This is a genomic window from uncultured Nostoc sp., assembly GCF_964247315.1.
Lineage (GTDB): Bacteria > Cyanobacteriota > Cyanobacteriia > Cyanobacteriales > Nostocaceae > Nostoc.
This window is the reverse complement of sequence record NZ_CAXTTT010000115.1, coordinates 1-23,838: the sequence shown is the minus strand read 5'-3', so window position 1 is coordinate 23,838 and position 23,838 is coordinate 1. Positions and strand designations below refer to the sequence as shown.

General features: G+C 42.9%; 25 protein-coding genes, 1 other RNA gene and 1 pseudogene. 15 read left to right on the top strand and 12 right to left on the bottom strand.

The window, feature by feature from the left end; genetic code table 11:
* Window positions 1–300: 300 nt before the first annotated feature.
* A complete protein-coding gene (locus ACFE93_RS27190) occupies window positions 301–1,449 on the top strand; it encodes a DegT/DnrJ/EryC1/StrS family aminotransferase (protein WP_375478006.1) in 1,149 nt (382 codons plus the stop codon).
* 70 nt (window positions 1,450–1,519) lie between these two features.
* Here ACFE93_RS27190 and ACFE93_RS27185 read toward each other — a convergent pair whose 3' ends face one another.
* From ACFE93_RS27185 to ACFE93_RS27175, 3 genes are all read right to left on the bottom strand, one after another.
* Window positions 1,520–2,266 carry a DUF561 domain-containing protein gene (locus tag ACFE93_RS27185; protein ID WP_375478004.1) on the bottom strand — a complete coding sequence of 249 codons (747 nt, stop codon included), beginning with the start codon at window positions 2,264–2,266 and terminating at the stop codon, window positions 1,520–1,522.
* A gap of 66 nt (window positions 2,267–2,332) precedes the next feature.
* Window positions 2,333–2,434: a hypothetical protein gene (locus tag ACFE93_RS27180; RefSeq protein ID WP_375478002.1), complete on the bottom strand. Its 102-nt coding sequence runs from the start codon at window positions 2,432–2,434 to the stop codon at window positions 2,333–2,335.
* Between the two features lie 33 nt (window positions 2,435–2,467).
* A complete protein-coding gene (locus tag ACFE93_RS27175) occupies window positions 2,468–3,010 on the bottom strand; it encodes a Uma2 family endonuclease (RefSeq protein ID WP_375478000.1) in 543 nt (180 codons plus the stop codon).
* A 181-nt stretch (window positions 3,011–3,191) separates the two neighbouring features.
* On the opposite strand from ACFE93_RS27175, the gene ACFE93_RS27170 reads away from it, so the two are divergent.
* On the top strand, window positions 3,192–3,662 hold the full coding sequence (locus tag ACFE93_RS27170) for a GAF domain-containing protein (RefSeq protein WP_375477998.1): 471 nt from the start codon (window positions 3,192–3,194) through the stop codon (window positions 3,660–3,662).
* A gap of 305 nt (window positions 3,663–3,967) precedes the next feature.
* Window positions 3,968–4,183 carry a hypothetical protein gene (locus ACFE93_RS27165; protein ID WP_375477996.1) on the top strand — a complete coding sequence of 72 codons (216 nt, stop codon included), beginning with the start codon at window positions 3,968–3,970 and terminating at the stop codon, window positions 4,181–4,183.
* Window positions 4,184–4,337: 154 nt separating this feature from the next.
* On the opposite strand, the gene ACFE93_RS27160 is transcribed toward ACFE93_RS27165, so the two are convergent.
* The 3 genes from ACFE93_RS27160 to aroB form a co-directional block, all read right to left on the bottom strand.
* Entirely contained in the window at window positions 4,338–4,658 is a 321-nt protein-coding gene (locus ACFE93_RS27160; protein WP_375477994.1) for a hypothetical protein, read from the bottom strand.
* Window positions 4,659–4,900: 242 nt separating this feature from the next.
* The gene (locus tag ACFE93_RS27155; protein ID WP_375477992.1) at window positions 4,901–5,479 is read right to left on the bottom strand and encodes a Uma2 family endonuclease; all 579 of its coding nucleotides are present in this window, start codon (window positions 5,477–5,479) and stop codon (window positions 4,901–4,903) included.
* A gap of 94 nt (window positions 5,480–5,573) precedes the next feature.
* Window positions 5,574–6,665: a 3-dehydroquinate synthase gene (gene aroB / locus ACFE93_RS27150; RefSeq protein WP_375477990.1), complete on the bottom strand. Its 1,092-nt coding sequence runs from the start codon at window positions 6,663–6,665 to the stop codon at window positions 5,574–5,576.
* A gap of 303 nt (window positions 6,666–6,968) precedes the next feature.
* On the opposite strand from aroB, the gene petL reads away from it, so the two are divergent.
* The 10 genes from petL to ssrA all read left to right on the top strand — a co-directional run bounded on the left by petL (window position 6,969) and on the right by ssrA (window position 14,331).
* A complete protein-coding gene (gene petL / locus ACFE93_RS27145; protein WP_375477988.1) occupies window positions 6,969–7,064 on the top strand; it encodes a cytochrome b6-f complex subunit PetL in 96 nt (31 codons plus the stop codon).
* 270 nt (window positions 7,065–7,334) lie between these two features.
* Window positions 7,335–7,775 (top strand): ATP synthase subunit I, encoded by a 441-nt coding sequence (locus ACFE93_RS27140; protein WP_292781172.1) that lies wholly within the window; start codon window positions 7,335–7,337, stop codon window positions 7,773–7,775.
* A gap of 60 nt (window positions 7,776–7,835) precedes the next feature.
* Window positions 7,836–8,597, top strand: coding sequence for a F0F1 ATP synthase subunit A (gene atpB / locus ACFE93_RS27135; protein ID WP_175586935.1), 762 nt, complete (start codon window positions 7,836–7,838; stop codon window positions 8,595–8,597).
* 149 nt (window positions 8,598–8,746) lie between these two features.
* Window positions 8,747–8,992: an ATP synthase F0 subunit C gene (gene atpE / locus ACFE93_RS27130; protein ID WP_012411162.1), complete on the top strand. Its 246-nt coding sequence runs from the start codon at window positions 8,747–8,749 to the stop codon at window positions 8,990–8,992.
* A 186-nt stretch (window positions 8,993–9,178) separates the two neighbouring features.
* Entirely contained in the window at window positions 9,179–9,610 is a 432-nt protein-coding gene (locus ACFE93_RS27125; protein WP_104907880.1) for a F0F1 ATP synthase subunit B', read from the top strand.
* Window positions 9,611–9,822: 212 nt separating this feature from the next.
* The gene (locus tag ACFE93_RS27120; RefSeq protein WP_292781176.1) at window positions 9,823–10,395 is read left to right on the top strand and encodes a F0F1 ATP synthase subunit B; all 573 of its coding nucleotides are present in this window, start codon (window positions 9,823–9,825) and stop codon (window positions 10,393–10,395) included.
* Window positions 10,392–10,946, top strand: a complete 555-nt coding sequence (gene atpH, locus ACFE93_RS27115) for an ATP synthase F1 subunit delta (protein ID WP_375477983.1) — start codon at window positions 10,392–10,394, stop codon at window positions 10,944–10,946. The genes ACFE93_RS27120 and atpH overlap by 4 nt, the downstream gene beginning before the upstream one ends.
* A gap of 169 nt (window positions 10,947–11,115) precedes the next feature.
* Window positions 11,116–12,636 carry a F0F1 ATP synthase subunit alpha gene (gene atpA / locus ACFE93_RS27110; RefSeq protein ID WP_375477981.1) on the top strand — a complete coding sequence of 507 codons (1,521 nt, stop codon included), beginning with the start codon at window positions 11,116–11,118 and terminating at the stop codon, window positions 12,634–12,636.
* A 185-nt stretch (window positions 12,637–12,821) separates the two neighbouring features.
* Window positions 12,822–13,769 (top strand): F0F1 ATP synthase subunit gamma, encoded by a 948-nt coding sequence (locus tag ACFE93_RS27105; protein ID WP_375477979.1) that lies wholly within the window; start codon window positions 12,822–12,824, stop codon window positions 13,767–13,769.
* 171 nt (window positions 13,770–13,940) lie between these two features.
* Window positions 13,941–14,331, top strand: a transfer-messenger RNA (tmRNA) gene (gene ssrA, locus ACFE93_RS27100).
* Between the two features lie 316 nt (window positions 14,332–14,647).
* On the opposite strand, the gene ACFE93_RS27095 is transcribed toward ssrA, so the two are convergent.
* The 4 genes from ACFE93_RS27095 to ACFE93_RS27080 all read right to left on the bottom strand — a co-directional run bounded on the left by ACFE93_RS27095 (window position 14,648) and on the right by ACFE93_RS27080 (window position 17,845).
* Window positions 14,648–14,773, bottom strand: coding sequence for a hypothetical protein (locus ACFE93_RS27095; RefSeq protein ID WP_375477977.1), 126 nt, complete (start codon window positions 14,771–14,773; stop codon window positions 14,648–14,650).
* Between the two features lie 285 nt (window positions 14,774–15,058).
* A complete protein-coding gene (locus ACFE93_RS27090) occupies window positions 15,059–16,183 on the bottom strand; it encodes a site-2 protease family protein (RefSeq protein WP_375477975.1) in 1,125 nt (374 codons plus the stop codon).
* Window positions 16,184–16,537: 354 nt separating this feature from the next.
* Window positions 16,538–17,371, bottom strand: a complete 834-nt coding sequence (locus tag ACFE93_RS27085) for a sulfurtransferase (protein WP_375477973.1) — start codon at window positions 17,369–17,371, stop codon at window positions 16,538–16,540.
* 57 nt (window positions 17,372–17,428) lie between these two features.
* The gene (locus ACFE93_RS27080) at window positions 17,429–17,845 is read right to left on the bottom strand and encodes a DUF6220 domain-containing protein (RefSeq protein ID WP_375477971.1); all 417 of its coding nucleotides are present in this window, start codon (window positions 17,843–17,845) and stop codon (window positions 17,429–17,431) included.
* 111 nt (window positions 17,846–17,956) lie between these two features.
* On the opposite strand from ACFE93_RS27080, the gene ACFE93_RS27075 reads away from it, so the two are divergent.
* Window positions 17,957–18,619: a LuxR C-terminal-related transcriptional regulator gene (locus tag ACFE93_RS27075; protein WP_375477969.1), complete on the top strand. Its 663-nt coding sequence runs from the start codon at window positions 17,957–17,959 to the stop codon at window positions 18,617–18,619.
* Between the two features lie 595 nt (window positions 18,620–19,214).
* On the opposite strand, the pseudogene ACFE93_RS27070 reads toward ACFE93_RS27075, so the two are convergent.
* Together ACFE93_RS27070 and ACFE93_RS27065 are read right to left on the bottom strand one after the other, a co-directional pair.
* Window positions 19,215–20,915: pseudogene (locus ACFE93_RS27070) on the bottom strand (putative bifunctional diguanylate cyclase/phosphodiesterase).
* 448 nt (window positions 20,916–21,363) lie between these two features.
* A complete protein-coding gene (locus ACFE93_RS27065) occupies window positions 21,364–22,053 on the bottom strand; it encodes a phosphorylase (RefSeq protein WP_375477967.1) in 690 nt (229 codons plus the stop codon).
* Between the two features lie 227 nt (window positions 22,054–22,280).
* On the opposite strand from ACFE93_RS27065, the gene ACFE93_RS27060 reads away from it, so the two are divergent.
* On the top strand, window positions 22,281–23,838 hold a 1,558-nt coding region (locus tag ACFE93_RS27060; RefSeq protein WP_375477965.1), incomplete at its 3' end, for an efflux RND transporter permease subunit.

The window sequence follows — 23,838 nt, the reverse complement described above, 5'->3', positions numbered from 1 at the left end:
CTCATGGGGGGAACCCCCAAGACCGGACTGCCTCACCATTTCAAATGCCGCAAGAGCTTGGAATACAAATCTTTTGACTTTTGACTTTTGACTTTTAACTTCCGCTTTGCGGTACTAGTATGCCTATTATCTGTAAATTAAATGTGCGGTGATTTGCCGCACCACAATTTAAGTAAAAACCCTAATAGATGCGTATCTTGGGCGATAGTCTTTTAGTAGCTCCTCTTTGATTAACAATTCAATCAGCAAAAATTGACTGTCGAAGTGCATCCTTTGTATCTCCCGATAAAATGAGAACTCATGATCCAAAGTGTAAATCCCATCCCTGCCTTTGATATCAAACAGCAATACACCACTATCGAAGCAGAAGTAAGTGCAGCTGTCTTAGAGGTTTTGGCTTCTGGTCGCTATATCGGCGGCCCCTTAGTCGAAGGCTTTGAACAACAGTTTGCAGCTTATAATACTGTTACTGAATGTGTGGCTTGTAATTCTGGTACTGATGCGCTCTACTTAGCGTTACGAGTCTTGGACATTGGTGCAGGCGATGAAGTGATTACAACGCCTTTTACCTTTATTGCGACATCTGAAGTGATTAGCGCCGTGGGTGCAAAGCCTGTTTTCGTTGATATTGACGCGACTACGTTTAATTTAGATGTGGAGCAAGTCGCAGCGGCGATTACACCCAAGACTAAAGCGATTATCCCGGTTCATCTATTTGGACAACCTGTGGATATGACATCATTAATGGCAATCGCTCAGTCTCACAATTTGTCAATAATTGAAGATTGCGCTCAGTCTACAGGGGCAATTTGGGCCGATCAAAAAGTAGGAAGTATTGGACATATTGGTTGCTTTAGTTTCTACCCTACCAAAAATCTTGGTGGTTGCGGTGATGGTGGAGCAATAACGACTAACGATCCAGCCATCGCCACTAAACTGCGAATCCTACGAGATCATGGTAGTAAAATTCGATATTTACACGAAGAAATCGGTGTAAATAGCCGATTGGATGCTCTCCAAGCAGCCATTTTGCAGATTAAGCTACGTTATTTAGATATTTGGAACGATCGCCGCCGAGATATCGCCAATTATTACTACCACTACCTTAGCCAAGTTCCGGGGATTGTCCCGCCCCAAGAATTACCTGGGGGTATTGGGGTATGGAATCAATACACTATTCGCATATCCGGCGAAGGGCGCAATGGTTCTAGTGCCAAATATCGAGATTGGGTGCGTACTCAATTGCAAGAACAGGGCGTGAGTTCAATGATTTACTACCCCCACCCTTTACATTTGCAGCCAGTTTATCAAAGTCTGGGCTATGAAATTGGGGACTTACCAATAGCAGAGCAAGCTTGCTATGAGGTTATATCCTTGCCTATGTTCCCAGAACTAACCCAACAGCAGCAAGACCAAGTGATTTATGCGTTGAAAGATTGTTTAGGGTGAGGGAAGCAGAGGGGCAAAGGGGCAGAGGAGAGTAATTAATAACCAATGCCCAATGCTCACTCCCTAGTTCTTACTTCTCAGTCAACACTCTTGCAGTCGCTAAGGCTTCTACTAAGCCGCGCACAGCAGCAATCATTGCGACTTCGCTATTGAGTTGGTTGATGGCGGAACCAACACCAACACCAGCAGCACCAGCCGCGATCGCTAATGGTGCAGTAACGTTAGAAATGCCTGAAGCACACAATACTGGCACTGACACCACACGAGAAATCTCAAAAGCTGCTGCCAAGGTGGGGGCAGCTTTTTCAATTAATCCTAGAGTTCCGGGGTGAACTGGGTTACTGCTAGTACCGCCTTCGGTTTGGATAATATCTGCTCCAGCTTTCACCAATTCTTCTGCTAGCTGTACCTGTTGATCTAGTTCCAGGATATGAGGAACGGTGACAGATAGGGTGATTTCTGGAAGGAGAGCGCGGGTTTGCTTAGTCAGCGCTAGTACTTCCACAGCCTCAAAGCGGCGTCCTTGAGCATAGAAGGAATCGAAATTCCCGATTTCAATTAAATCAGCACCAGCTGCCACTGCTTGCACAAATTTATCTGGCTCTACTGCTGAAACACAAATTGGTAAATTTGTCAAACTTTTAGCTAGCTGGACTAAAGTTGGATCGGCGGCAATATCAACAAAAGTAGCACCGCCAAATTCAGCAGCTTTAACAGTAGCAGCAACGCTAGTGGCGTCGAAGTTATTCAAGCCGCTGATCACTTTCAGGACGTGGCGGTTAGTAAATGCACGTTGGAGTGTGGAATGCATCGTCATAGTTTGGCTTTTGAAGCTACGAAAATTAGGTATATTCTACCGTCCCTCAGTTGATGAGAGACTAAATCACAATGGTAGTTGCCAAATATTGATAATTTTATCCTTACCGCCACTAATCAAAATTTTGCTATCCGTACTGAAAGCGATCGCATAAACTTCTAGTTCCATCCATCTATGTCTGTAGGGTTTTTTACCACTATCCTAGTCAAACTCTAGAGGCCACAAATCTGCAATTGGTACTTCCCATCCTGGGAGCAGTTCGGGAACTGTTAAAATATCGCCATCACGAAGTATTATTGGCTCTTGTCCAAAGTTGTAAACTTCAACAATCCGCTCATCTGGATTGAGCAAAATTCCTACCTTAGTTCCCAAACTCAAAAATTCTTGAATTTTGGCTCTCAGTTCTTCTAAATTATCGCTAGGGGACTTCACCTCTACAGTCAAATCGGGAGCCAATTGAGCAAAAGATTTCGGACTGCGACGCAAGCGTTCAGCTAAAACAAATGAGGCGTCGGGTGCGCGCAAATCTGAATTAGGCAACCTGAAACCAGCGCTAGAAGCTGCTGTTCGTCCCAGTTTGCGCGGTCTAACCCAGTTACGTAACTGAGCTACCATTTCAGCTGCAACTTCATCTGATTCGTATCCTGATGGACTCATAACAATAATATTACCCTTGACTAGTTCCATACGAAAGTCAGGATGCTGTTGCTGCATTTGTTCCAAGTCTTCAAGTGTTAGGGACATAAAACCTCTAATTATCACACGCCCTGTATTTATATTATGGAGACAACAGACCTCTCCAGGTGCGATCGCCCCATGAATTCCCCTGACTTTTCACAGGATGTGGAAAGGGGAGATTGGCTATGCTAAATGAATTTTCCTAATTATTTTCCGCGTTTACGATCAAACTTTATTTCCTGCGACTATGACTTCAGATACCAAAACCATTTTTAATATCCTGACTGACGAAGAGTCTGCCATCGACTGGAACCGACTGCTGACTGAAATCCTGGCCGCTTTCGACTGTTCTACAGGTAGCATCCATACCTTAGACCGAGATAGCCAGTTATTGCACCTAAAGGCTTACCAAGGCATTCCAGAATTGCTTTTGCCTAAAATGACGGTAATTCCTATTGGTAAAGGAATGGCCGGTATCGCCGCCGAACGCAAGCGACCCGTACAGATTTGCAACCTGCAAACCGATAAATCAGGAGTGGCTAGACCCTCAGCAAAAGAAACGAAGGTACAAGGCTCCATTACAGTGCCGCTAATGCTGAATGGCCGATTGTATGGTACTTTGGGCATTGCCAAGTCGGTTTCCTACGAATTTACTGCCAAAGAGGAAAAGACACTGATGGAAATTGGAGAGGCAATTAGCCGGAAAATCGTCAGTTAAAATCAAATACTATTACTATAATGTATCAACCTTAAAGTGAAATGGTATAAGGGTAAAACTCATGCATTCAGGAGATTTCAGCTTAAGTTGACACCAATGCACAGATGTACGCCCCTACATGGGATGTTTTTTCACTGGAAGTCTTTAATTCAATATTCCCAAAATTTTGAGAAGAATAGAACGGGCTAAAAACTATGAACATCAAGATTAAATCATCAACATATTTAAAAAATGACAAAAGTATGGAATAATACATAGGGAGAAAATTTAATTGCACTCCATAGATTGATAATAAATGTAAAGCTATGATTGCTCAACATTACAACTCAATTCATGTTGAAAATAACTTGCTTAAACAAATCAAAATTAAAGAAAGTCAGCTAAAAATTGCACAAGAGTCTGAGATGCTTCATGTAGCAGAAGAATTGCAGAGTCAATTATTACAGCTACAGTCTCAATTATCAGAGCCGCAAGAGCAAGACGTTGAAATTCAAGCGTTGATGAGTTTGCTAGATGATTGAAATTGTAAATTTATATTGCGTTTATTGACAATAGAAAACCTCTGTTATCCAAAAACAGAACATAGTAATTCTGATGCCTGGAGATGTAGGTTATGTACTACAGATCAAGAATTAACAGGACGATAAAAAGCTGTAGAAGAGTGATGATTTTTACTTAGATAAAACGTTGAGATTTTTGCTGAGTATGTGGTTTTTTGCTTTGCGGTACTAAATCCATCTTAAGAATAGGTTTAATTAGGCGCTGTTGCCTTTGATTAAGAATTTGAATTTCTCTCTCAATTGAATCTTTTCCTTGTCTAAAAAAGTTTTGAGAATTATATGGAACCAAGTCACGGGATAAATGTTGAGCTTGTGCTGGCGTCAAACTAGGAACTGCTTGTTCAGCATTGGCACAAGTCTGTACAACCAGTAAAAAAGCTGTTGAAACCACCAATGGTTTTATTTTTATACATCCGGTGAATATTATATTTAACATGATTAATACATTTGTTGCGTGAATTCAGGCTCAAACCATATTGTGTTGGTCTGATTATAAACAAAGTATACTTATTTCCTTGGTAATTACCTCCTACAAATGGGTGAATTAATCAGCTAAACTATTACCATCTGAATTAACCAAACAAGTTCTCAAGCAACTTGTTAAAGTTAGACAAACCTTCCGTCACTTGAAATTTCGATGGATGTTGAAAGCAAGAGAATTGTGCTAGATGTAAAGTGCTATTCAGTAGTTAATGGTATTTTCGCCCTTTGAAACACCTGCTCAACAGTAAATTGCAGTCCTTCAAATAAAGAATCTGTAAGTAATTCTTCTCCCATATAAGTTTGTGGTGCTGCATCTGGATAAAAAACAGTAATGCTTCTGGCCTTGCTATCTAATACCCACACCCGCAGTACCTTAGCATCTAAATAGTCTTTGGCTTTAGCCGCCATTTGTCCAAAGGTTTGTCCCGGCGAAATAATCTCAATCACCAAATCAGGAGGAACAGGACAAGCTTCGTTTTCATCCCAGTTTGCAGGTAAACGTTCATAAGAAATATACAAAATATCTGGAATTGGCATCCAATCTTGCCCCCGACGGGTCAATGCAACAGACCATTCAGGGCAAACTTCTCCTTTTCCCTCACACGATTGCTCAATCGAATTGAGAAGGACACGGGTAAGTTTTGCATGAAAAAATTTTGGTGACATTTTAGGAATTGCTTGACCATCAACAAGTTCGTAGGTAATATCTCCCTCGCCTGGTGGAAGATTCAAGAACTCTTGCAAGGTTAATTGATTCTTGGCTTGGAGTATCATGGCTCATTAATTCGTAATTCGTAATTAAAGGACAGAGCAACTAAGTTTTATTCTGACTCCTGAATCCTGAATCCTGAATTATTCTTCAAATTGTTCACATTCTTCGCAACACTTGCCGAATAATATCCGATGGCACTTCATCGGTAATTGTTACTACACCAATCTCTGTTGGTAAAACAAACCGCACCTTCCCAGCTTGGACTTTCTTATCTAACTGCAACGCCTCAATAATTGCTTCAATATCTACCCCATCTGGTAACTGAGTAGGTAAACCCGCTTTTTGAATTAAAGCATTTTGACGTTCTGTGTCTTCCTTGTGCCATAGTCCCAAATCCACAGCAATTTGACCGGCTGCTACCATACCAATAGCCACCGCTTCGCCATGATTTACTAAACGATAACCAGTCAAACTTTCTACTGTATGACCGATGGTGTGTCCATAATTGAGAATTGCGCGTAATCCGCCTTCTTTCTCATCTTTGCCGACAACATCAGCTTTAGCTTGACAAGAGCGCGTTAATATGTTTGTTATTAGATCGGGTTTGACATAGCGGAGTTGGTCGAGGCGTTTACTTGCTTCCAACTGGGTAAACAATTCGGCATCCCAAATCACACCGTACTTGATAACTTCTGCCATCCCTGCTCGAAACTCACGCATAGGTAGAGTTTTTAACACATCTGGGTCAATCAAAACCAAGCGCGGTTGATGGAATGCCCCAATTAAGTTTTTACCGTGGGGATGATTCACGCCAGTTTTGCCACCAATTGCTGAATCTACCATCGCCAACAAAGAGGTAGGCACTTGGACAACATTAATACCGCGCAGCCAAGTTGCGGCTGCAAAGCCAGTCATATCCCCAACTACACCTCCGCCCAAAGCTATCATAGTAGAAGAACGTTCTAGGCGGTTCTCCAAAGCTACATCGTAGAGTTTTTGGATGGAATTGAGGGTTTTGTAGCGTTCACCAGGTGGTAGAGTGCAGCTAGCAACTTCAAATCCAGCAGATGTCAGGGATGTAATTGCTCTTTCCCCAAAATGCTTAAAAATCGTCGGATTAGAAACCAGCAAAACTTTCTTGCCCAGATGGAGATTGGCCATCTGTTGACCCAGTTGGTCTAAACTTGAAGGTGCGATCGCAATCTCATAAGACTGCTCTGGTAGATTTACATTAATTACAGAAGTCATTGCCCAACCCCAAACAAGCGCCCGTGGGCTGTATTGTATCGCAATCTAGGAAATGGGCATAGGGAATTGGGGATTGGGGATTAGTAAGAACCAGGGAAGCAGGGGGAGAAGTTGCAGTAACTATTTCTCCTCTACCCCCATGTCCAATGCCCTTCAGGAGTGCTGAGTGCTGAGTCCTGAGTCCTGAGTAAAGAAGTGAGATTCCCTACTCAGCACTTCGGAACTCAGAACTGTTTTGCCCCATGCCCAATACCCAACAACTAATGATTCAATAGATTTAGGAAGTATTCTGGAGAGCAATAAATGTTTGCAATTATATCTTATGTCGTCTTCTTGGGTTTATTCTTTGGTTTAGCTGTAGGTTTGCTGTTCGGTCTGCGGACTGCCAAGATAATTTAATCGAAAGGTATATTCAACCCAAAACTCTTGTGGGGCGGGCATCTTGCCTGCCCCCTATTTATCAATATCTTATAAAACCCTTACTTTTTCACCAAGTACACCTCGACGAACTTAGTAAAAGTGCTGTAGGCTTTAGTCTGTCGGTACTTACTCTCTGAATGTTGACAAGAAGTTAATTGTTTTTTCCTAAAGTATTGTTACCGCATCGTGATATGATTCAGCTGACTGAATGTGCAGTCATCATATTTAACTGTACTGGTTTCAAGTCCCGTGAGCTTGTCTGACGAATCAATTGCGCCCACTCCGACAACGCAACAAGATGCTAAAACTGGTTCTGAAGATACAGAATCAGGTAACTCCATGCAAGAGTTCTATCAACTCTTCCAGCGATTGTTGGTAATCACGCTTGTCTTGACGGGGGTTATTTTTATCTCTGTGTGGATTTTTTATTCCTTAAACATTGCCCTCAATTATTTAATTGGGGCGTGTACAGGTGTGGTTTACTTAAAAATGTTGGCTAGAGATGTTGAGCAGCTTGGTAGTGAGAAAACCAGTCTGAGCAAAACTCGTTTTGCTCTGTTTATGGGAGTGATGATCGTGGCAACTCAATGGCGTGAGCTACAGATTCTGCCCATTTTTTTGGGATTTCTAACTTACAAAGCCACGCTCCTCGTCTATATGGTGCAAATTGCGTTCATTCCTGATTCTTAAAAAGTCAGGCTCACAAAGATAGTAATCCCATCCTCGCTCGTTGGGGAAAATGCTTGAAGAATGCAAATGCTTAGTGTCTTAAACGCCTTTAATTCTTTTCCCCTCGCCGAATTAGAAGTAGGTCATCATTTCTACTGGCAGTTGGGCAATCTTAAAATTCATGGGCAAGTTTTTCTCACCTCATGGTTTGTGATTAGTATTCTAGTAGTGGCTTCAATAGCTGCTACTCGCAACGCACAAAGAATTCCCAAGGGCATCCAAAATTTGATGGAATACGCCCTAGAATTTATTCGTGATTTGGCAAAAAACCAACTTGGTGAGAAAGAGTACCGCCCTTGGGTGCCATTTATTGGCACACTATTCTTGTTTATTTTCGTATCGAACTGGTCAGGTGCGTTAATTCCCTGGAAGCTCATCAAGCTACCTTCAGGTGAATTGGCAGCTCCCACTAATGACATCAATACGACTGTTGCATTAGCACTGCTGACCTCTTTAGCGTACTTTTACGCAGGTTTTAGCAAACGGGGTTTAGGCTACTTTAAGAAATATATAGAGCCAACACCTGTTTTGTTGCCGATCGCAATTTTAGAAGATTTCACCAAGCCCCTCTCCCTAAGCTTCCGTCTATTTGGTAATATTTTGGCGGATGAATTGGTAGTAGCGGTATTGGTGCTGCTAGTTCCTTTATTTGTACCTCTGCCTGTAATGGCCTTGGGTTTATTTACCAGTGCCATTCAAGCCCTGGTTTTTGCCACTCTAGCCGGAGCATACATTCATGAGGCAATGGAGGGGCATGGCGGAGATGAACATGAGGAGCATTAAACTTCTCAGTTGATAGCACAGTTCCCAGAGCATGTTCGCTCAAAACATCGCAAAGCGCGATTTAAAGAACCCGGTGCAGCGTGAAAACCACGTTTCTAATCGTTAACGTACTTTTTGTTAGTTTTGTAATCAAAGCAAGGAAAATCAACATGGATCCATTAGTTCAGGCTGCTTCAGTTCTCGCTGCTGCTTTAGCGATTGGTTTAGCTGCAATTGGCCCTGGTATTGGTCAAGGAAACGCTGCTGGACAAGCAGTAGAAGGTATTGCTCGTCAACCTGAAGCAGAAGGAAAAATTCGCGGTACTCTGCTATTAACCTTGGCATTCATGGAATCTTTGACTATCTATGGTCTAGTAATTGCCCTGGTATTGCTGTTTGCTAATCCTTTCGGCTAATACCTTAAAGTTTTTGTGAGTGTGGAGACGTGAACCATCACGCCTCTACAATCGAAATTTTTTGGGTATCTTAAATAGAAGTTCTAATGTTCAGTTGACCCTTATTGGCTATGGGTCTCTAAAATATGAAAGGTTGGATGATGTTGCTAGCCAGGAAAACTGCTACTCCAGCCAAAGAGGAGACAAATGTTTGATTTCGATGCTACCTTGCCCTTCATGGCATTGCAATTCCTGCTATTAGCAGCTTTGTTGAATGCAATTTTCTATAAGCCACTGACCAAGGTACTAGACGATCGCGATAATTATATCCGAACGAATACCTTGGAAGCGCGGGAGAGCTTGGCTAAAGCCGAGCGCTTGGCTACCGAATATGAGCAGCAACTCGCAGACGCTCGCAAACAATCGCAAGCTACTGTAGAAGCAGCTCAACTAGAAGCTAAGAAAATTACTGCCGAGAAAATAGCTGAGGCCCAAAAGGAAGCTCAGACTCAACGAGAACAAGCTGCTGTTGAAATAGAACAACAAAAGCAGGAAGCTTTTCGCACCTTAGAGCAACAAGTTGATGCTCTAAGCAGGCAGATTCTAGAAAAACTATTGGGGCCAACTCCAGTTAGATAAACTAACTAGACTGGTTCTGTGAAAGCATACGCGCAGCTGGCCCCTAGTCCAGAGCGCTTAATTAAGTGTCGAAAAAGGCACTTTTTCCCCTTCTGGGGAAAAGATACTTAAATTTCCTTCGGGAAAGATACTTAATTTCCCTTCGGGGAAAAAATACTTAATTTCCCTTCGGGAAAATACAACATATTAGCAAGCGAGCAGCGCACTTGTAAATGGGTATCATGGGGACATTCTTATTACTTGCCGCAGAAGCGAACGCTGTTCACTCTGAATTGGCAGAAGGCGCAGCAGAAGGTGGTTTCGGTCTAAACCTAGACATTTTTGAAACCAATCTAATTAATCTAGCGATTCTGATTGGCATATTATTCTACTTCGGACGTAAAGTTTTAAGCAATATCCTGAACGAGCGACAATCCAATATTGCCACCGCAATTCAGGAAGCAGAAGGGCGCTTAAAAGAGGCAAAGACTGCCCTTTCCCAAGCGCAAGAACAGTTGAAACAATCTCAGGCAGAAGCAGAACGCATCCGCCAATCTGCTACCGAAAACGCCCAAAAGACAAAAGAAGCCTTGTTAGCGAAGGCAGTGCAAGACGTAGAACGCTTGAAACAAACAGCAGCAGCAGATTTAAACACCGAAACTGATCGAGCGATTGCTCAACTGCGGCAACGGGTAGCTACACTAGCATTGCAAAAAGTCGAATCGCAACTCAAAAGCGGGATTGCTGACGATGCTCAACAAGGTTTAATTGACCGCAGCATCGCACAACTGGGAGGCAATGTATGACAAGTCAGGTAGCGGCAGCCGAAGTAGCCCAACCTTATGCACAGGCACTTTTGTCAATAGCGCAATCGAAAAATTTGACAGAAGAGTTTGGGGAAGATGCGCGTACTTTCCTGGGACTACTCAGGGCAGACAAACAGCTATACAACTTCTTCAGCAACCCGTTTATTCAGTCTGAGAACAAAAAATCTCTCATCAAACAAATACTCGGTGAAGGCGCTAACTCCTACTTACGCAATTTTTTGCTGATATTGGTAGATAAACGGCGCATTGCATTCTTGGAAGAGATTTTTCAACAATATCTGGCGCTGTTGCGGCAGCTGAATCAAACCGTATTAGCGGAAGTAATTTCAGCCGTTCCCCTCACAGAAGCTCAACAGCAGGCAATCATTCAAAAGGTCATCGCCATCTCTAATGCTCGTCAGGTAGAACTAGAAACCAGGGTAGACAGCGAGTTAATTGGTGGTGTGATCATTAAAGTAGGTTCGCAGGTAATTGACGCTAGTATCCGGGGTCAGTTGCGCCGCCTTTCATTGCGCCTAACTAATAGTTAGAAAGTTAGGAGTTAGAGAGACGCGATTAATCGCGTCTGTACAGGAGTTAGTAGTTAGGAGTTAAGTAAATAGTAATTTATTTTGACTTTTAACTTGTAATTTTGGCATCTTTAATTCTTAACTCCTAACTGAATTAATTTTTCCGTCTCGAAAGCAAAAAGATAGACACATGAGCATATCAATTAGACCTGACGAAATTAGCAGCATTATCCAACAACAAATCGAGCAATACGATCAAGAGGTCAAAGTTGCTAACGTTGGTACTGTTCTCCAAGTTGGTGACGGTATTGCCCGGATTTATGGTCTGGAAAAGGCTATGTCTGGGGAACTTTTGGAATTTGAAGATGGCACAATTGGCATCGCCCAGAACTTAGAAGAAGACAACGTGGGCGCGGTGCTGATGGGTGAAGGGCTGGAAATTCAAGAAGGTAGTTCTGTAACTGCCACTGGTAGAATTGCCCAGATACCAGTAGGAGAAGCCTTAATTGGCCGAGTTGTAGATGCCTTGGGTCGTCCTATCGATGGGAAGGGAGACATCAAGTCCCCAGAAAGCCGTTTGATTGAATCTCCAGCACCCGGTATCATTGCCCGTCGGTCTGTACACGAACCCATGCAAACGGGTATTACAGCTATTGACTCAATGATTCCTATTGGTCGCGGTCAACGGGAATTGATTATTGGCGATCGCCAAACTGGTAAAACTGCGATCGCGATCGACACCATCATCAACCAGAAACAAGAAGATGTAATTTGTGTCTACGTTGCGATCGGTCAAAAGGCTTCCACAGTTGCTAACGTGGTGCAAACATTGCAAGAAAAAGGCGCGATGGATTACACCGTCGTCGTCGCCGCTAGTGCCAGTGAACCAGCTACCCTGCAATACCTCGCTCCCTACACAGGCGCAACTATTGCTGAGTACTTCATGTACAAAGGCAAAGCTACCCTGGTAATTTATGATGACCTCTCCAAGCAAGCCCAAGCTTATCGCCAAATGTCCCTACTGCTACGTCGTCCACCCGGACGCGAAGCGTACCCCGGAGATGTATTCTACATCCACTCCCGCTTGTTAGAAAGAGCCGCAAAGCTAAGTGACGAATTAGGTAAAGGCAGTATGACCGCCTTACCAATTATCGAAACCCAAGCTGGTGACGTTTCAGCATACATCCCCACCAATGTAATTTCTATTACCGATGGTCAGATATTCCTCTCTTCTGACTTGTTTAACGCTGGTATCCGTCCGGCTGTAAACCCCGGTATTTCAGTATCCCGCGTGGGTTCTGCCGCTCAAACCAAGGCAATGAAAAAAGTTGCCGGTAAGATTAAATTGGAATTAGCCCAATTTGACGACCTGCAAGCCTTCGCACAATTTGCTTCTGACTTAGATAAAGCCACTCAAGACCAGTTGGCACGGGGTCAACGGTTGCGCGAACTCCTCAAGCAGCCACAAAATTCGCCACTCTCGGTATACGAGCAAGTAGCAATTTTATACGCTGGTATCAACGGCTATTTAGATGATATAGCTGTAAGTCAAGTAACTAGCTTTACAGCAGGTCTACGTGAGTTCTTAAAGACTGGAAAAACCCAGTATGCCCAAGGAGTACAAGCATCTAAAGCACTAGGTGATGCAGAAGAAGCTGCCTTGAAGGAAGCACTTACCGAATACAAGAAGACCTTCAAAGCTACAGCGTAATAGAGTGCTGTTAGCGGTAGCGGGGCGTTAAGCCCGTGCTGAGTGCTGAGTGAGAAGAGGAGTCAAGAGTGAAGATATATGAGCATGATGCTTACAAATTCTCACATTTCCAATTCCTATAAAGCTTGGCATTCAGCACTTTCTACCACTCAGGACTCAGAACTCAGGACTCAGAACTTACAGTTATGGCCAATTTAAAAGCAATACGCGATCGCATTCAGTCGGTCAAAAACACCAAAAAAATCACAGAAGCCATGCGTCTTGTAGCTGCGGCTAGAGTACGTCGGGCGCAAGAACAAGTACTAGCAACTCGCCCCTTTGCCGATCGCTTGGCACAAGTATTGTATGGTTTGCAAAGCCGTCTGCGCTTTGAAGAAGCAAACCTACCACTACTGAAAAAACGCCAAGTTAAGTCAGTTGGGTTGTTGGTAATTTCAGGCGATCGCGGTTTATGCGGCGGCTACAATAATAACGTTATCCGTCGTGCAGAAAACCGCGCCAAAGAAATTCAGGCAGAAGGTTTAGACTATCAATTTGTACTCGTCGGACGCAAAGCTACGCAGTACTTTCAACGCCGCAATCAGCCAATTGATGCCACCTACAGCGGCTTAGAGCAAATTCCCACCGCAGCAGAAGCCAATCAGATTGCCGATCAACTACTTTCCTTGTTCCTTTCGGAAGAAGTTGACCGCATCGAATTAATCTATACCAGATTCCTTTCCTTGGTTAGCTCGCGTCCTGTGATCCAAACCTTACTGCCCCTCGATCCACAAGGTCTAGAAGCAGGCGATGATGAAATCTTCCGCTTGACAACCCGTGGCGGTAAATTTGAAGTCGAACGGGAGAAAGTCACTAACCAAGTCCGCACCTTGGCTCCTGACATGATTTTCGAGCAAGATCCCGTGCAGATTCTCGATTCTCTGTTGCCCCTATATCTGAGTAACCAGTTATTGCGGGCGCTACAAGAATCGGCAGCTAGCGAACTAGCAGCCCGGATGACAGCCATGAGTAATGCCAGTGAAAATGCTGGTGAACTGATTAACACCCTCACGCTGTCTTACAACAAAGCCCGACAAGCTGCAATTACCCAAGAACTCCTTGAAGTTGTGGGCGGTGCTGAAGCACTAACTTAAGGTATAGCTAATTATTTATTTGTAGTGCGTTGTAATATATAGCCAATTGCTAATTATCTTAAAATTAGCAATTGGCTATTTTAGTATTTGGGATTTTCAATATAAAGCAAAAATTTTTGTCCATTAACACATTTCAAGAATTGCGTATTATAATTGAAGTATGAAGTGCATGGGTCCGTCACGGTTTCGACAGGTTGGCGAACGCTGCTCTGTGATTCAGGTCGAGAGTGAGTCTCCTCTCGGAAATCAAAGGCTCAAACAAAAAGTAAATGCGAATAACATCGTTAACTTTGCTCGTAAGGATGCTCTAGTAGCAGCCTAAAACACCTCTTACAGGTTCGAGCGTCTTCGGTTTGACTCCGTTAAGGACTGAAGACCAAACCCCAACGGATGCTCTAGCAAGCGTTCTCTGGTTGGCTTGCTGGCTAAGATTAAATCAGAGCATCCTACGTTCGGGATAATGAACGATTCCCGCCTTGAGGGTCAGAAAGGCTAAACCTGTGAATGAGCGGGGGGTCAATACCCAATTTGGACAGCAGTTCGACTCTGCTCGGATCCACTAAAAATAGTTAACAAGTCCACTTGACACTGTGATGTGTAAGTGGGCTTTGTTTTATGGTAAATTCTCATCAGAATTTTCTATTTTCTATAATGCACAGCTAACTTGAGTTCAACGGCTAATATAGCAATACCGTTGAGTTAAGCCCAAAATTTTTGGTAAAAATGCGAAATCGGACTGTATACCCTGCTGTGCTAAGGTGTCTCTACAAGTTTCTTGGCAAACCTGAAACCAAAAACGTGTAAACCTCAACAGCGCCCAAGCCCAAGTAACAAAAAGAAGCGCAACAAGGTACTATCTCTGCACAAAGCAAAACTTGTCAATCTGAATGTTCAGGCGCATCTGGGAATTTGGGAGCAACTTCTTTAACCCAATTTCTTACCGTATTATCATTGACTCCAGTCAGCCGCTCAATGGCGCTCAAACCAATGCCATTCACGTACATGGTTAGACATTGTTGTTTAATTTCGTCGTTGTATCCGCGTTTTGAATATGATTCTAGAAATTGGCGTTAGTAAAACGGGGCAAAACGCACGTCGCAATCGCTACAGATGTAGTTTTGTTTACCATGACGATGCCCGTTCTTACGGCTAAGGTTAGATGCACAATATGGACAGTTCATCTATTAATTATGCAACGCCAAAATTTTGACGATAAAAATGTAGAGACACGACAAATCGCATCTCTACAAGGGTTTACCGTTTTTTCATAGACGCGATGAATTGCGTCTTCATGCAGGGTTAGGTTGGGTTCGGCCTTGAAGTAGCTGGATAATTGCAGCTTTTTCTAAGATTCCAACTAGGACGCCATTCTTGCGAATCACTGGAAGCACAGATAGTTTTTGCTGTTCGAGTAACTGCATGACTTCCAGCAGAGGTTGATCTGATTGGACTGTGGTAGATTCAGTAATTGGTCGCATGACTTCTTTAACTTGAGTTTCTGACCACAGTGCTGTGGGGATGGTTCTTAAATTATCAACTGCGATCGCACCTACTAATTGTCCATCATCATCAGTCACTAAGAACCGATGCCAGTTTTGTCCACTTATAACTCGCTCATCGGCAAACTCTCTCAAGGTAAGATTAGCAGATACAATCGGGCTGTCATGAGTTACAGCATCTTCAGCTGTCAAACCTGTGAGTTTTTCTTGCACTCTGGCAAATTGAGCCGAATTACCAGCATTTTGCAACAAGAAGAAGCCAATTAACAAATTCCAGAAGTTACCGGAGTTGCCAAATAATAATAGAGGAAGTACACCAGAAAGAATCGCTACCCAACCAAAGATTTGTCCAACTCGACTCGCAAAGGTTACACCTTTATAAGGATTACCTGTAATTTTCCAAACAATTGATTTCAGTATATTACCCCCATCTAAGGGCAAGCCAGGAATTAGGTTGAACAGGGCTAATGCCAAGTTAACAGAAGCTAGAACACCAATAATTGCAGCTAACGGCCCTGATGCAGCAGTAGTAACACCAATAGTTGTAGCTATACCGCATAGTAGTAAGCTTACTATTGGCCCGGCGATCGCTACCCAAAAAGCTTCACCTGGGGTTTTCGATTCTTTTTCTAAGCTTGCTAAACCGCCAAATATAAACAGCGTAATGGATTTGACATCAATTCCCTGACGAATCGCAACGAAACTGTGGCCTAATTCATGGGCGACGACAGAGGCAAATAACATCAGCGCTGTCATCAATCCTAGTAGCAAAGCTAATCCCGCAGACAATTGGGGAAATTGCGCCGCCAGTCCACTGCTATAGCTCCAAGTTACTAAACCCAGAACTAAAAACCATGACGGATGGATATAGAAGGGAATTCCGAAGAGATTACCAACGCGAATTGTGCCATTCATGTCGCTCACCTTTGATTTCAGCTTCGAGAGGTTTGCTTTTGTCCTTCTCGATGTTTTTATTGTAACGAAAGGTTAAGAGATTTTAATCTTGATGGCGGTAGTGGTGTCCGTCTGTAAAGGTGTGGTTATTGGTAATATTGCAAGCAAGAGTAATGACATCTCCAAACGGTTCCTAGAGGACTAAGGGATAAACAGGATAAATTCTCGTAATAGCTAAGTACAGTTTTGCGTAAAAAAGCGTAGCGTTTTTAATGTAAGCTGACGCATTAACAATGTAAGCCGACGCATTGGCATTGCAGGGTATTGCCTTCTTTAATTCGCAGAGTTCTTTCGTTACGTTAACGATTTATCTCACTACCTCTCGATCGCTACATCAGGCAAGCGACTCCACTCATTCCAAGAGCCATCATAATTCCGAATATTCGGATAGCCCAATAAATACTTCAACACAAACCAGATATATCCAGAACGCCCACCGATAGTACAGTAGGGAAACACTTCTTTATCAGCCGTAATGCCCTTGCTGTCATAAAGACTTTTCAATTCGTTGAATGATTTAAAAGTTCCATCTTTGTTGAGAGTTAAGATATGCTCAAGATGAACTGCACCAGGAATATGTCCAGTACGTTCGCCTGCTTTTGGTGGCCGATCGAAAAACCACTCACCACAGTATTCTTGCAGTGTTCGGACATCCAACAACACGCGATCGCTTCTACCTATTGATGCCTGAACTTCATTGTGTAATACTCGCAGATCAGCATCAATACCTCTGGCATGGTAATCAGTAGAAGCAAACGTAGATAGTTCAGTTGCTAGTGGACGACCTTCCGATTTCCATTTCTGGTAGCCGCCATTGAGAACTCGTATATTCTCATGACCAAAGACTTTCAACAACCAGAAAATCCAGGCTCCTGTTCCCGGATAACTGCCATAAGCAATCACTGTGGTGTCATTGGTGATGCTTGAACGTGCCATCAGTTTCTCAAAAGCGATCGCATCCAAATTCATCTTCAAATCGGGCAAGAGTAAGTCTGTAAAGATATTCCAGAATACAGCACCAGGTATGTGAGCATTTTTGTACGGCTCTAGACTCATATCCACTTCAATAATGCGGATGTTTGGATCGTTGAGATGATTTGCAAGCCAGTGGGTATCAACGATAACAGATGGATCGGCGTATTGAGACACTTGTATTTCTCCTGTAATAGCGCGAAAAGAATTGAAAGTTGTAGTTTTCTCAACGATTTAGTTTTGGTTGTGGTTGGGAAATACGATGTGTGATGTCCGATGCACTAAGGTTGTGGAAATAGAGAATAAGGAAAAGCCGATGAGCGGGTGAAATATTGCTAAAGGCAAAAAATGCAAGTGAATTGTGAGAAATTGCAGTCCCAGCAGCACTGGCATACTTACCGTAAGGTTTCGGATTCTTTGGGGAAAGGGAATCAAAAACACCCATATCAACAAAATTAGTGAGAGTCCGCCATATCCTCGCACGAGCCAAATATGGAGATTCCACCAATCAGAGTTGTAAAAGTAAGCCAGTCCAACACTGAATATTTGGATTATTAAACAGAGATTGAAAAGCACTGCTGCGATCAAAAAACTGATTTGAATCCAGCGCCCGGATATCTGTGTGTCATCAATGCCAGAATTTACAGTCATCTGAAGTAATTCCAAAAACCAAACAAAAGATTTGACTTGGTGTGACTAAAGCTAAGATAGGTCTGGTTGCGATACCGCGCCTAGACCTCGAACGAGTACACTTTGCCAATCATGGTTGCCTTACAAGCTCTATTTCATGGAATTGCTCAAGCTCAAGATGAACAGACTTTGCGAGCGCACATATCCGCTCAAATGAGTGAGTATTTTTCAGCTACACGATGTGGGCTGTTTTTCTTTGCCCAAATTTCTTTAGTTGACAGCAAGATTCAAAAAGCACTGCAAATTGCCTTATCACCTCAACACAATCCAGTTGCACGCTACTTGCTAGAACGCCATGCCCCTGTTCATGAAGCTTTGGTAGTAGAACCTAAAACATGGAAGTTGATTTGTCCTCGTGCTGACCACTGGCACGTCATGGCAGGGCCAATTGTCAGCAATGGTGAGTTAGTGGGTGTAGTAGGTTTGACGCGTCAGCAAGGAATGCCTGCATTTGATTCACAAAATCTTACAGATTTGAGTGCGCTTTGTCTGCACATTTCTACTTGGGTAGCAATGGCGCAATTGCAACAACCACTGTTACAGACAAAGCGTTTAACACCTCGTGAAATGCAAATTGCTTCCTTGGTGGCTCAAGGACAAACCAATGCAGAAATTAGTGCTGAACTTTGGATTACTGAAAACTCTGTCAAGCAAGCCTTAAAAAGGATGTTTCGCAAGCTTGAGGTTTCATCTCGTGCTCACATGGTTGCAAAGCTTTCCACAGTTTCAAAATAAATTACCTTTTATTCGCCTTATTAATCCTGGATTTCTCTGCTCATGTCACCGAAGAAAGGCAGGAGGTTTTAGAAAAGAATTTTTTCTGGAGCCAAAATCGTCCCAAAGCAACTAAATTTATTTATGAAAAACAAAAAATATGTATTTTATTAAGTAAGTGCAAGAAATACAGTGTCTTTGTTAACTAACTTTGGGGGTTTAAGTCTCCTGCCTCTACAGGCAGCAGGTTTTGTGTCGGGGTTAAATCCCCGTTACAAAACATAATTGCGAATTGCGTTAGCGTAGCAGGGCGTAGCCCATTGTGAATTGCAAATTGGTTTAAATCTCCGTTCGCATGACGCTCACGGCAAAAGCCTAAATTTATTTATGGAAAAAGTTAGGTTTAAAACCTCGCCCGCAAGTGGCGCAAAAGAATCCTTATCTCCCAAGGTAAATAGAAACCTCACCCCTTGTAGCTGGCTGAATTTAATTTTGAATTGATTATTTATGGGGATTTCTTCAGCATAGCTACCCCTTAACCTGTCCCTGATAACCATTTCTAGCAAAATTCAAGTGAAACGTTATCAGGGGTGTATTTTCTGGCTGAGGCATCCACTTATGCTGTAATTGTCTCCATCTGCTGAGAAGTTTTCTGCAACATCGGGGTAATTAGATCGGCAGGCACAGGGCAACTGAAGTAGTAACCCTGACCTTCATCGCATCCTTGCATTTTCAAGTAGTCAAGCTGTTCTTGGGTTTCTACACCCTCTGCCGTGATGTTCAATCGCAGGCTTTTTGCTAGGGCAATAATCGCATTAGTGACAGCGGCACTATCAGGATTGGACGTGACATCCTGTACAAATGACCGATCGATCTTGAGCATATTCACAGGAAAGCGCTTCAAGTAGTTGAGGGAGGAATAACCAGTACCGAAGTCATCTAGAGCCAACCATATACCCAGTTCTCGTAATTGTTTTAAAATTTTAACTGATCGCTCCATATCAGCCATCAAGAAGCTTTCTGTCACTTCCAATTCCAGGTAAGATACTTGCAGTCCAGTCTCCTCAAGAATTTGACTGACGACCTCAACTAGATTCGGTAGTTCAAACTGTCGAGCTGACAGATTTACAGATATCCGAATTGGGTTAAAGCCAGCAAGCTGCCAAGCACGGTTTTGGGCACAAGCAGTTCGCAAGACCCATTCACCAATCGGTAGGATCAAACCATTAGCTTCAGCAATGGGAATAAACTTTACAGGAGAAACCAAACCTAATGTAGGATGCTGCCAACGAACCAACGCTTCCATAGCTGTAATTTGTCCGCTATGTAAATCAATCAGAGGTTGATAATAAACCAGCATTTCATTGCGCTTAATCGCCCCATATAATTCATTTTCTCAAGTTATTCGCTCCTGCAACTGAGCATTAATTTCCGGTGAATAGAATTGGTATTTGCTACGCCCTTGCTGCTTTGCCTCGTACAGTGCGATATGAGCCTGCTGCAAAAGTTGATCTATGCTATCACGCTCATTTATTGCATTAATTGTGATACCGATACTGGCGGTGATATGAATCAAGTTCCCTTTTATAGAAAAGGGTTTGCTCAGGGTGCTTAACAGCATCTGAGATAGCTTAATTACACTTTCAAAAGAAACAATGTCTGTGCGGGCAATGGCAAATTCATCTCCACTCAAATGGGCAAGAATATCTGTTTGTATCATGCAGAGTGATAACCTCTGAGCAACTGCTCTTAACAACAAATTTGTTGTTTCATGCTCCAATCCATGACTCATAGCAGTGAAATCATCAATACCTAGTAAAAAAACAGTTACAAAGCGCTGGTTGTTTTCAGGTTGAGATAGAGTCTGATAAAGGCGATCGCGAAATAAATCACGATTGGGCAATCCAGTTAGATCGTCATAATTACTGATGTAATGAATTAACTCATCTAATTTGTAAAGAGTTTGTGAAGTATCCGCCATCAATGTACCGGCTTCATCAGCAAATTCTGTGGGCAATTCAGGTAAGATTTTGGTGTTTAGATAATTTTGCAATGCCGCAGATGTCAAAATAATCGGTTTGAGGAGGTGGTGTAGTGCGTAGAGGGTGACGGCTGTACCTGCTAAGGTAGCCAACAGAGCAATAAGCATAACTCGAATCGCCATCTCTAAAGAATAGGAGTTTGAGATGACGAAACTTAAGAGTAAGCTAAGAAGTGGTATGTGAGTACCCAAAAATGCCACCAACATGATTTTAGCGGTGTAACTTTTTTTGAGTAATGGAAAACTAGCTAGAAACGAGTATAGATTGAGCTTCATAAATTCTGTTCGATAGTTGGTAAATTAGTTCCGAGCTATTCTGGCAAAAGAGTACTTATAATTTACAATTCAGTGCAATTAGCTCTCATGGAACCCAACCCTGATGAGGTTATATATTATGCTTCCCAATCTAGGTTTCTATTTATATGTTTAACGATAAAGTTTATGTAAAACTTATCCATAAACAATTTCACAAGAAATACCTACATCATGTTGATTTTTATTAGTTTTTCTTCAAGTGATGTAAGAGTAAAAATATATACAAATTCGATTTTATTGGCGAAAAATCATTTTTTATAACTAACGACAGAGATGCAGAGAATGCAAAGAGAGTAAAGAGATATTTTCACAAATGATTTGGGATTGCTATATTTTGTAAGGGGATAGCAAAGCTGTGCCCCCACTGCGTGGTTATGTTACCTAAAAATGGCTGTAAAGACGCAACAGATTATTTATTGCTAGAGCCAGAAAAAAGCAGATTTGTAACTTGCTCTAACACCTTTAATGCTATTAATGAACCTCGAATCAACCGAGTAGCGGCAAAAGGTTGTCGAAGCATTGCGATCGCTAAAATAAAAGGGTTTAGAGAGCCATCAGAGTTAATTGCTGGTGTGAGATCGGGGATATTATGCTGACAATCGTCGCTGACTACTCGCAGCATTGCCACAGACACCCCAGCCGCATTGAAAAATTCTAAAGCGGTAAATCCTTCCATATCAACAACATCAGCGGCCAAAGTCTCACCTAAACGGCGTTTTTCGAGCGCAGACCAAATTACGCGATCGCTTGTCAGTGACTTGACAAGAGATACTTTTTCTGATATATAAGAGTGCAATTGTGCTGTAAAAGTGCGATCGCATTCTTGCTGCTTCGCCTGATAAATACAATTTTGATACAGCACAATATCACCAACTGTGTAGCGATCGCTCAAGCTGCCACATATACCCATAATCAGCACTCTGGATTTTGGAGTCAGAAATTCTCCTTGTTGCAGGTGTTTGAGTAAAGGCTTCATCCCAACAGGTATAGCTACTACCGTTGGGATGGAGGCAGCAACGCTGCTTAATCCGCGACACACAGCTTTATATTCTGCTCCTTGAGGCACCAGAATTGTGTTGATGGGCAAAAAATTAGACACTAGCTCTTTCAATAATTTCAAGTTTTAAAGGACTTCCAATTAGATCCCCGACTTCTTTGAGAAGTCGGGGATCTGAACACCGCGCATTTTCACAAATCAAATAGGATTGCTATATCTGAGTGACAATAAGTAATATTGCCGTTTAGTAGTAACCAAAATTCGCAAACCGAAGATGATTGCTGTAGCATGACTAAATAATTGTGTCATCCACACGATAATTTTCCAAGATGGTAAAGCTTCATAACTCCAAATCCGCACGAGAACTCTTCAATATTTCCAAATTGGCGATTCAATTTTCGTGGCTGACGGTGAGTTTTTGGATTGCCGTAATGGTAGCTGGTGTTCTAGCTTTCAGTTCCCTTAAATATGCCTTGTTTCCAGATATTACCTTTCCAGTGGTGGTTGTAAATGCTACAGCTCCTCTGACAACTGCCCTGGATACAGAAGCGAAGCTCACCAAACCCTTAGAAGAACGCCTCCGCTCTCTTGAAGGACTGGAAGACATCCGCTCATCCACCTATCCTAGTCAAACTGCTGTTAGCCTCTCTTTTGCCGTTGGGACGAATTTAGAAACATCGACCAAAAAGGTTGAAACTGCCCTGAAGCAGTTGAATCTACCTCAAGGAGGAACTTCTAAAATTATTCCTCTGAATCTAAACGAGTCAGCCGCCATTAGTTATGCCATAGAGGGTCCCACACGGAATCTCAAAGATTTGACGAAGTTAGCGCAAGATGAGATTGTTAGTGCGATCGCTAAATTACCAGGAGTATTAAAAGTCTCACTACTAGGCGCTGCTACGGCGACTCCTCCAGTAAATCCAGCGAATGCGAGTGCAACGATCCCCCAAGGTGGGGCGACATTAGTCAGGTTTAACGGTGAAGATGCACTTGCATTTCAGGTAATAAAACGCGGTAGTGCTAATACCTTGGAAGTAGTGAATCAAGTTGAGAAAGAAGTTCAAAGGCTACGCTCTACCCTAAAAGATGTCAAACTCACCTTAGCTGCCACCCAAGCAGAATATATCCGTCAAGCCACCCAGTCAACAATCGATGCTTTGCTGGAAGCAGTCTTGTTGTCGATAGTGGTAATTTTTCCTTTTTTATGGAATTGGCGGGCAACTCTCATTTCTGCCTTGGCGATTCCCACATCTTTGTTGGCGACATTTATCGTCATGGCGATTTTCGGCTTCAACCTGGAAACAATCACCCTGCTGGCTTTAGCTTTGGTGATTGGTAGCATTGTTGATGATGCGATCGTCGATGTGGAAAACATCATGCGACACGTTGAAGATGGAGAAACTCCTCGCCAAGCAGCGCTTTTAGCTACAAATGAGATTGGGTTGACAGTCACCGCCGCCACTTTGACAGCAGTAGCGGTTTTTCTACCTATAGGTTTGATGGGTGGGGTAATCGGTCAGTTCTTCAAGCCCTTCGGCATCACTGTATCCGCAGCAATGCTTGCTTCTATGCTAGTTGCTCGGACTTTATCTCCAGTTCTGGCTATCTACTGGTTGAAACCGAAATCATCGCTCTCCCCGCGTCGGGAAGCAAAAATCTGGGTAGCCTTTACCCAATCTTACAGAAACTTGCTGAGTTGGTCTTTAAATCACCGGAAGATAGTTATCGGGTTAGCTGCACTCAGTTTCATTGCAGGAATAGCACTGATTCCACTAATTCCTAAAGGGTTTATTCCCAAACTCGATCGCGGCGAATTTAATATTGCTTATACGGCTCCTTTGCCGAGTATTCCTAGTGGAGCCGAGGGGCAGGGGGGCAGGGGAGCAG